This window comes from Hydrogenivirga sp. (assembly GCF_056450045.1).
The window spans coordinates 1-3,790 of the sequence record NZ_JBWONM010000221.1 but is presented as its reverse complement, the minus strand read 5'-3'; the positions used below and the strand labels follow the sequence as shown (position 1 = coordinate 3,790).

General features: G+C 53.0%; 4 protein-coding genes. 3 read left to right on the top strand and 1 reads right to left on the bottom strand.

All coding sequences use genetic code 11. The annotated features are described in order from the left end of the window. Positions 1-16: 16 nt before the first annotated feature. From purL to AC1HCM_RS09000, 3 genes are read left to right on the top strand one after another with little or no spacing between them, the layout of a single operon-like run. Positions 17-2,245 (top strand): phosphoribosylformylglycinamidine synthase subunit PurL, encoded by a 2,229-nt coding sequence (purL, locus tag AC1HCM_RS09010; RefSeq protein WP_479461429.1) that lies wholly within the window; start codon positions 17-19, stop codon positions 2,243-2,245. Beyond that, positions 2,215-2,685 (top strand): signal peptidase II, encoded by a 471-nt coding sequence (gene lspA / locus AC1HCM_RS09005; protein ID WP_479461428.1) that lies wholly within the window; start codon positions 2,215-2,217, stop codon positions 2,683-2,685. The genes purL and lspA overlap by 31 nt, the downstream gene beginning before the upstream one ends. A gap of 9 nt (positions 2,686-2,694) precedes the next feature. Next, a complete protein-coding gene (locus AC1HCM_RS09000; RefSeq protein WP_479461430.1) occupies positions 2,695-3,558 on the top strand; it encodes an LptF/LptG family permease in 864 nt (287 codons plus the stop codon). A gap of 2 nt (positions 3,559-3,560) precedes the next feature. Here AC1HCM_RS09000 and AC1HCM_RS08995 read toward each other — a convergent pair. Continuing rightward, positions 3,561-3,790, bottom strand: a 230-nt coding sequence (locus AC1HCM_RS08995) for a thiamine-binding protein (RefSeq protein ID WP_479461427.1), incomplete at its 5' end; no start/stop codon positions are given.

Here is a 3,790-nt window from a genome sequence, read left to right as displayed (position 1 = left end):
ATAAAATAGAGCTTCCATGGAAAAGGTTTGGGAAGCGCACGGTCTATCGGAGGAGGAGTTTAGGCGAATAGTCTCTTATCTCGGTAGGGAGCCCAACAACGTTGAGCTCGGCGTTCTGGGGGCGCTCTGGTCTGAGCACTGCTCCTACAAGTCCTCAAGGGTTGTTCTGAGAAAGTTTCCGACAAAGGCGGAATGGGTAGTTCAGGGACCCGGAGAGAACGCCGGCGTAGTTGAGATAGACGATAAGGTCTGGGTAGCCTTCAAGATTGAGAGCCACAACCATCCCTCCTTCATAGAGCCCTTCAACGGGGCTGCAACGGGGGTCGGTGGGATAATAAGGGACGTCCTCTCAATGGGAGCGAGACCGATAGCTCTTGCGGACTCCCTCAGGTTTGGAGAGCTCACAGACCAGAGAACGAGGTACCTTGTGAAGGGGGTTGTAAAGGGCATAAGCTCCTACGGAAACTCAATAGGAGTGCCTACCGTCGCCGGCGAGACCTTCTTTGAAGACTCTTACGTGACTAACCCCCTGGTGAACGCCTTCTGCTTGGGCATAATGCCTGCGGGGAGGATGTTCAGGGCACGGGCTACGAGGGTCGGTCAGCTCCTCTTCCTGATAGGCTCCTCTACCGGTAGGGACGGAATTCACGGGGCTGTGATGGCTTCGGGAGAGTTCGCCGAGGATACGGAGGAGAAGAGACCAAACGTTCAGGTTGGCGACCCTTACTTCGGAAAGAAGCTCGTAGAAGCCGTCTTGGAGGCTGTCCAGAGGGACCTGGTGGTAGGTATGCAGGACCTCGGTGCTGCAGGCTTGGCGGGCTCTGCCTCTGAGCTTGCGAGCAAGTCGGGCATGGGGGTTGAGCTTCACCTTGACAGGGTACCCCTGAGGGAGGAGGGCATGACCCCCTACGAGATACTCCTCTCAGAGAGTCAGGAGAGGATGCTCTTGGTGATTGAGGAAGATAATCTGCCGGAGCTGGAAGAGCTTGCCAAAAGATACCACCTCAGCTATGCGGTCGTTGGAAGGACCGCCGAAGGCGGTGATTTTAAAGCCTACTACAAGGGTGAGCTCGTAGCTGAGCTTCCGGTGAGTCTGATAGTTGACGAGGCGCCGGTCTATGAGAGACCCATCAAGGAGCCCGAGTACCTCAAGGAAACGGGAAGCTTTGACCAGAGTGCTCTACCGGAGGTTGAGCTCAGAGAAGCCCTGCATGCTCTCCTATCTTCGCCCAACGTAGCCTCAAAGAGGTGGGTCTATACCCAGTACGATTATCAGGTGGGGACCAACACCGTCCTCAAGCCCGGAGGGGATGCGGCTGTTCTGAGGCTCAAGTGGGTCGTTAAGCCCGAGCTCTCAACTAGGAAGGGGATAGCCATCTCCTCCGAAGGCAACGGGAGGCTTCTCTTCCTTGACCCTTACGAAGGGGGAAAGTATATAGTGGCTGAGGCTTGCAGGAACGTAGCCTGTGTGGGAGCAAAGCCCTTAGCTCTAACCGACTGCCTGAACTTTGGGAATCCTGAAAGACCTGAGATAATGTGGCAGCTTCACAGGGCGGTTGAGGGGATGGCGGATGCCTGCAGTTACCTCAATGTTCCTGTTGTGAGCGGGAACGTTTCTCTGTACAACGAGACAGTTGAGAAGGACAGGGTCAGAAACATATACCCAACCCCCGTTGTTGTGTGCGTTGGGGTCCTTGAGGACGTTGAGAGGTTCGTGGGCATAGGATACAGGAGACCGGGAGAGCTGCTCCTAATAGGAGACCTTCAGAGGGAGAGCAGGGTTGACGGAAGCGAGTACCTCAAGGTCGTCCACCAGACCGTCGCAGGTAGGGTGCCGGAGGTAAATCTGGAGAAAGAGAAAACCCTCATTGAGACACTCCTTGAGCTGATAGGGAGAGGTATGGTTGAGTCAGCCCACGATGTCTCCTCAGGAGGTCTTCTCATAAACATACTTGAGAGCCTCTTCTTAAGCAGGTTCGGTGCTGAGCTTGAGATATACTCCGATGAGAGGTCTGACTTCTTCCTATTCTCAGAGATGCCCACGAGGGTGGTGGTGAGCGTTGACCCTGCGAAGTCCGATGAGGTAAAAGACTTTATTGAGAGCAAGGGTCTTGACTGGATGTACATAGGGAAGGTCAAGGAGGAGAGAGAGCTGAGGGTAAACTTCAACGGAGAGCAGGTTTTAAGTGAAGAGGTTTCAAAACTCAAGGAGGTGTGGGAAAGATCCTTAGAGGAAGCTCTCTGATATACCTTACGACCCTCACCGCCGTTCTCTTCCTTGACCTTTTTACGAAGGAGCTGGCACAGGAGCTTTTGTCCGAAAAAAGCTACGACCCCCTACCCTTCCTGAAGCTCTTTCTTATATACAACAGAGGTGCTGCCTTCGGTATGTTTGCGGAGCTCCCTGACTGGTTCCGCCTTCCCCTGCTTATCCTGACTCCTGTAGTTGCCTTCGTGATAACCTACATCTACTCAAAGAAGGACGGAAAACCCTGGTTTGCGATAACCATGGGGCTCATAGGGGGAGGAGCTCTTGGGAATCTCTACGATAGGCTCTTCTTGGGAAAGGTGAGGGACTTCATTCACCTCCACATAGGGGAGCATTACTGGCCCGCCTTCAACGTAGCGGATGCCTCCATAACCATAGCTATAGTTATCCTGATATTCAAGTACCTGAGAGGGTGAGTGCCGGACATGCTTCTGAGGTTTTTGCTCTGGAGGATCACAAAGGCAACCTACCTGACAGCCCTTATCCTCGCCTTCATCCTCCTCATGGTTCAGGTCTTCAGGATAGGCTTCATCCTCTTCGGGCTTCCGTTGACGAGCTCACTACCCTTCTTTCTGGTCTGGTTTGCCTACTACGGCTTCTTCTTCCTGCCCGACGGTCTGATAACCTCAACAGCACTTACAGCTTATGAGCTCAAGGAGAGAAAGCTTCTCCACGTCCTCTACTCCTTCCACATATCACCCGCAAGGGTCCTTCTGATGTTCGCCGTTCCCGCGTTGCTCTTCTTTTTTCTCTCCGGGATTCTTTCCTTTCTCCTCTTTGAGGAGCAGGTCTCCTTTGCAAGGAGGGGTCTCCTTATCCAGTACAAGGACAGGCTCTTTGAGAACCTCATTGAGAAGACCTTTTTAGAGTCGGGAGGGCTCGTAGTCTATGTCCAGAGCAGGAGGGGAGGAGAGCTCAGGAATGTTTTCCTTAAGTACAGGAACACCCACATAGTTGCCAAGAGGGCTGTGTACGAGGGAAAGGGAAGGTTTCTCTTTGAGGAGGGCTCCCTTCTGACCAAGGAAAGGAAGAAGTACTTCCTAATGGAGTTTAAGAGGTACTGGCTGGATACAGAGGAGTTCCTTTCGGCGGAGATAAGGGAGAGGAAGGTAAGGAAGGAGAGGATCCTGAACCTACTGAATACGCTCTCAATGCTCCCGGGCTTTTTCCTTAGCTTCTTCGGCGCCCTGAGGCTCTGCAGGAGCCACACCCAAGTTTACTACCTGATAGCACTGCTTATATTAGCCCACCAGCTCTTCCTGTTCGGGACAAAGCTACTTTTAAAGTAACTTCAGCCCTTTAGGGTCTTTATCTCCCTCCCTATCTTCTCCTGGACGGACTCAACCTTGCTCTTGAGCCTGCCGGACTTGCCCTCCCTGTAGTCTATCTTCATTGTTATTGATATCCGCGGGCACTCCTTTTTAAGCTCCTCAAAGCCCTTCTTGAGGACTCCCATGACCTCATCCCAGTCCTCTCCTTCAACTATAGTCCCCATGGGAGTCAGGACATAGGGAAGTCCTG